The following is a 4,751-nucleotide window of genomic DNA, read 5'->3' as shown; positions in this document are numbered from 1 at the left end:
CTCGGGGTGCATGATCTTCTTAGAAAACTCAGGATTATCTGGGAGTGATATCTATGGTGGATGGCAGTGCAATTGATCCGGCTCTCCCTCAGGGAAGCCTGGTGAATGGGCCGGTTTCGGATATTTATAATGAAATTCTCCCACTTGTGCTGGATGCAGCTCTGGTTTTCATTGGGGCCTATATCCTCGCCCGGGTTCTCAGCTTCGTTTTACTACGGCTCTCGGAATATTTTGGCCATGCCCGGATAGCGGTACGGATGATCGTCCCTATCCTGAATATCGTCATCTATACAACAGCTATCCTTTACCTCCTGCACCAGATCATCACCCTCGATACAATCGAGCTTGTTGCATTTTCCGGTTTATTTGGTGCTGCAATCGGTTTTGGGCTCAAAGATGTCTTTGCTAATATTATCGGCGGCGTGATCATCGCCTTTGAGAAGCCATTCCGGATCGGGGATCGTATCACGATGGGTGACCAATATGGTGAAGTAGCTGAGATCGGGATGCTCGATACCCGCATCATCACCCCGGATGACAATTATGTCACCATCCCAAACTACAAAATCATTACCCAGAGCGTCGCAAGCGCCAATGCAGGTCTCACCGAAATGATGGTTGTCATAGATATCTACATCGATCATTCAGCGGATATCGATCGTGCCATAAAACTCTTCAGGGATGCTGTTGTTACATCCCGGCATATCTATATCTCTGACACCTGCTCCTACACGATCCTCACTGAAAACCAGCTTCACTCTGTCCGGCTCCGGGCACGTGCCTATGTCTGGGATCTCCGTGATGAGTTCGAATGTAAGGCCGAGATCTCACGGAGAACAAAACGGGCATTCCAGCTGGAAGGAATCCTCCCTCCGAGATTCTATCAGCCGGGAGATCTGCCTGAGGCCTCCTGATGCGGGGGCAGTTACAGGGGAAATAACGAAAAACCTAAAAAAGAGTGGTGATAGAGAGTCGTTTCCACTCTATTCGCCATCAAACATCTTTCGAACCGACTCTGCTGCGACCTTCGCCGCACCCATTGCAAGGATCACCGTTGCCGCACCGGTTGCAACATCGCCTGCTGCGAAGATCTTTGGAATGGTTGTCCTGCCATCCATATCGACCTTCAGGTTTCCTTTCTTCTCACGGACAAGCCCTTCGATCATCCGGATCAGGAGCGGGTTCGGGCTCTGGCCGATCGCCTCGATTACGATATCTGCAGGGATGATCTGCTCGCTGCCCGGAATCGGCTTTGCACTCGGGCGGCCTGAATCGTCGAGCTCGCACATATCCATCGAGACAACCTCGACTCCGGTGACGGTTCCTTCTCCCAGGATCCTGGTCGGGTTCGTGCAGGTGAGGAAGCGGATCCCTTCCTCTTCGGCATGATGTACCTCAACAAGCCGGGCTGGCATATCCTCCTGCCTCCGCCTGTAGACGAGGGTCACCTCCGCACCCATCCGGCGGGCGACACGGGCCGCATCCATCGCGACATTGCCGCCACCGATGACAACGACATTCCCCCCGCGCTTGACCGGAGTGTCATACTCCGGGAAGGCATTTGCATGCATCAGGTTCACGCGGGTTAAAAATTCATTTGCAGAAAAGACGCCGATCTGGTTCTCTCCCGAAATTCCCATGAATCCTGGAAGCCCGGCACCTGTTGCGAGGATGACTGCATCATAGGAGAGCAGCTCTTCCACCGGCACACTCCTCCCGACAAGGTGGTTGGTTTTGATCTCGACACCGAGCCGCTTCACCTCATCGATCTCGGCAGCCACTATTTTCTTTGGGAGTCGGAACTCCGGAATCCCGTAGGTGAGGACGCCGCCCGCTGCATGGAGTGCTTCGAATATTGTAACCGAGAACCCATTGCGTGCAAGTTCTGCCGCTGCTGTCAGCCCGGCAGGGCCTGAACCGACAACGGCGATCTTCTCCTTCCTCTTCTCTGAAACTGCCGGGGCAGTGACGCCTTGCTCCCGCTCCCAGTCTGCAAGGAACCGCTCAAGTGCGCCGATCGCAATAGGCTTATCCTTCACACCGAGGATACACTCGCCCTCGCATTGAGCCTCCTGTGGACAGACACGGCCACAGATTGCAGGGAGCATATTGCTCTCCTTGATGATCGCAATTGCAGATCGGAAGTCTTCGTCCTCGATATACTTCAGGAATCCCGGAATGTCGATTCCGACCGGGCAGCCATCGACACATGCGGGCTTCTTGCACCGGAGGCATCGTGCCGCCTCAATAACCGCCTCCTCAGCGGATATGCCGCAGTCGACCTCGGCGAAGTCTTTGACCCTTGCTTCAGCAGAACGGTCAGCCATTAATGGTTCCCCCCGCAGCCGCATCCCCCTGAATGATGATGTTCACGGGATTCCTTTTCTTCAGGATGGTAGAACCGCTGGCGGTTCATCAGGAGATCAAAGTCCACCAAATGGGCATCAAACTCCGGGCCATCAACACAGGCAAACTTCGTCTCGCCATTCACGACAACCCGGCAGGATCCGCACATACCTGTTCCATCCACCATGATCGGGTTCAGCGAGACAAATGTCCTGATCCCAAACGGCTTGGTAACTCCTGAGGTCACTTTCATCATGATGGCAGGACCGATCACCCAGACCGCATCCGGCGGACGGGACTCGCAGATCTCCTTCAGGGGTCCGGCGGCAAAGCCCTTGATCCCGTATGACCCGTCATCGGTTGTGACGATCAGCTCATCACAGGCTTCTCTCATCTCATCTTCAAGGATCAACAGGTCCTTATTCCGTGCACCGATGATCCCGATCACACTGTTGCCTGATGCCTTCAGCGCTTTTGCAATGATCGGAAGGCACGCGATCCCGACACCGCCGCCGACGAGGACGCAGCTTCCAAAGTGGTGCACCTCACTCGGCTGCCCGAGGGGTCCGACAACATCAAGTATGGTGTCACCTGCTTTTAGGGCAGCGAGTTTTTCAGTCGTTGTCCCGACTGCCATAAAGATGACGCGAACCAGATCTCCATCCACCCCTGATATGGTGAGGGGGATCCGCTCTCCTTCCTCATCGATCCGGAGCACAAGAAACTGGCCCGCCTCTGCATTCCTGCTGACATGAGGCGCCTCAATCCATGTTTCAAAGACGTTTTCTGATAATGTTTTTGCTGATCGTACTGTATACACTCACTACCACTCCGGATATCCCAATAATCTCGTATGCGTTTGTAACTAGGATCTCTTTACTTTACGCACCTTCACAGCAACTCCGCGTGAAGATCGGCTCATCTCATCTGCTGACATCATCGCTCTCCCGGTTGCACGCACCCCTTCGCCGGTGACAAGCACCTCATCACCCTCGCGGATCGCCGGATCCGCGTCTGCGACGCCCGGTACCAGGATATCGCCCTGCGGAACAAACCCTTCTATCCCGACACGGTAGCAGCCGGGAAGGAGATCCCAGCCTTCAAAGGTTGGCCTGAGCAGCCCTGTATTCGGATCAAAGGAGAAGAGCTGCTGCCTCCCCCGGTACACCTTCTTCTCAGGCCCTTTCCCTTTGATGATCATCCCTTTCGTATCGATTGTGATACCAAACTGCCACTGGATCGTCCCCCCGACAATATCGGGAGACCGCTTCCGTTCACCCGCCAGTGCATCATAGAGCTGGTTTAATGATTCACGTGATGTCGGGCGGCCATCAATACAGCTCTCTTCAAGCTGAATGCCTGCCTCCGCAGCTGCGGCACGCGCCACATCGCGGGCACCGCCTTCGAGATGCGAGATGACACGCCGGTATGGGTGGGTGCGGAGATATTCTGCCAGATATCGGGTGAGGATATGCTTCTCCTCGCGATCCCAGTACCCGGTGACGGGAACATCGTAGTGGGCTGCCGGATAGATCAGCTCCAGCTCACGCGGCACAACACCGAGCGGGGAGGTGACGATCACCTCATGTGCTCTTCCCGCAACTGCCTCCTGGAACTTTTTGTGGCTCTGGGAGAATGAGTAGGGTTTCCGGGCAGCACAGGGGAGGAGGACGCATGTATCCCATCGATCCTGTGAGAACCTGCTCTTCACCCGCTCTTCAAAGCGATCGATCTCGACACGGTTCATCGATTCTGCTGTATATGCCTTGAATGGGCTCGTCCGTGCGATAGGGGAGTTTAATTCCATGAACGCCTTCTTCGCGTCAAGATGGCGGAGGATGCCGACAAGGGCGGCATCTGATCTGCATCGCGACTCGATCAGCTCCCGCAGTTCACCCCGTTTCAGGAGTGCTGCTGCCAGTTTAATCTCGGATGCAAGTGCCTGCCGGTTATGCTCTCTCAGATCGCCACTCTGGCATCCTGAGCACGAGCAGACACCCTCGTTGATCCATGAGCCGGGATAGACCCCTTCAGTGGTGCAGAAGAGCCCCTGTGCCGCTCTCAGGTCAACTGCGATCGTATCGAAGAGGTCAAAGCCGGTGGCAACCAGCATCGCGGCATTGGATGGGAGTGCGGATGCAGGTGCGTACCGGGCGGCATCCGGGGGGAGGGAAGAGATGAACTGCTCCACCCATTCCGTATAGGTACGGGGGTTTGTGAGGGCAGTGTGCCAGCAGGAGATGATCGCAGCATCACCTGAAGAGATCCCCTCGGAAAGAACCGGATGGACAGGGATCGGCTGCTCCCCTGCTTGTTCAAACCACTCTCTCACAAATGCGAAATCAGCCTGAAGCGGTATATTGGAGAAGGGGCGTGATGCAAGATCCGGGAAGACTGCAACCGGG

General features: G+C 55.3%; 4 protein-coding genes. 1 reads left to right on the top strand and 3 read right to left on the bottom strand.

Annotated elements, in window-relative coordinates; all coding sequences use genetic code 11:
- Nucleotides 1–53: 53 nt before the first annotated feature.
- A complete protein-coding gene (locus tag QCH34_RS07025; protein ID WP_300332214.1) occupies nucleotides 54–914 on the top strand; it encodes a mechanosensitive ion channel domain-containing protein in 861 nt (286 codons plus the stop codon).
- A gap of 69 nt (nucleotides 915–983) precedes the next feature.
- Here QCH34_RS07025 and gltA read toward each other — a convergent pair whose 3' ends face one another.
- From gltA to arcS, 3 genes are all read right to left on the bottom strand, one after another.
- Nucleotides 984–2,327: an NADPH-dependent glutamate synthase gene (gene gltA / locus QCH34_RS07020; RefSeq protein WP_300332211.1), complete on the bottom strand. Its 1,344-nt coding sequence runs from the start codon at nucleotides 2,325–2,327 to the stop codon at nucleotides 984–986.
- A complete protein-coding gene (locus QCH34_RS07015) occupies nucleotides 2,327–3,166 on the bottom strand; it encodes a sulfide/dihydroorotate dehydrogenase-like FAD/NAD-binding protein (protein ID WP_300332210.1) in 840 nt (279 codons plus the stop codon). Before QCH34_RS07015 ends, gltA begins: the two co-directional genes overlap by 1 nt.
- Nucleotides 3,167–3,211: 45 nt before the next feature.
- The coding region (arcS, locus tag QCH34_RS07010; RefSeq protein ID WP_300332208.1) for an archaeosine synthase subunit alpha at nucleotides 3,212–4,751 on the bottom strand (1,540 nt) is incomplete at its 5' end.

Origin of the sequence: Methanocalculus sp., assembly GCF_029762515.1 — an archaeon.
Lineage (GTDB): Archaea > Halobacteriota > Methanomicrobia > Methanomicrobiales > Methanocorpusculaceae > Methanocalculus.
This window is presented reverse-complemented; position numbering and strand designations above follow the sequence as displayed.